This window comes from Methylobacterium sp. WL9 (genome assembly GCF_008040035.1).
GTDB classification, from domain to species: domain Bacteria; phylum Pseudomonadota; class Alphaproteobacteria; order Rhizobiales; family Beijerinckiaceae; genus Methylobacterium; species Methylobacterium thuringiense.
This window is the reverse complement of sequence record NZ_VRVE01000212.1, coordinates 1-463: the sequence shown is the minus strand read 5'-3', so window position 1 is coordinate 463 and position 463 is coordinate 1. Positions and strand designations below refer to the sequence as shown.

1 pseudogene is annotated in these 463 nt (G+C 72.1%); it reads left to right on the top strand.

From position 1 onward, the window contains the following. Positions 1 to 248: 248 nt before the first annotated feature. Positions 249 to 463: pseudogene (locus FV217_RS22540) on the top strand (hypothetical protein); the annotation flags it as partial.

Below are 463 nucleotides of genomic sequence, written 5' to 3'. Positions count from 1 at the left end.
GCGCCGGGTCTCGGCCGGGGTCCGGCTGCCGGCGATGCGCCGCGCGGTCTCGCGCGGATCGGGGATCGGTGAGGCCATGGCGACCGGGCTCGCAATGCTGGAAGCCCTGGAACATAAAGTGAACATCACGCGCGGTCGATGCACATATTTCGTGCATCCGCGGCGTTTGCCCGGAAAACCGGCCCCGGGGCGGTGCGCAGCCCGGCCTTCCCGGTTGGCGGCCTGCGAAAATCCGTTAAGGGCGCGGGATGATCTCGGCCCTGATCCATGTGGCGCGGCCGGCCGATCCCGAGGCGATCGAGCGGCTGGCCGACACGCTGAGCGCCCTTGTGGCGGGCGTGGCGGCGGGGCTCGTCGCCGATGCGGTGATCGTGTCGGAGCGCATGAGCGACACCCTGGAGATGATCGCGGACGCCTCCGGCGCCACGCTCGTCGGCAGCGGGGCGGCCGGTCCGTGGCGGGC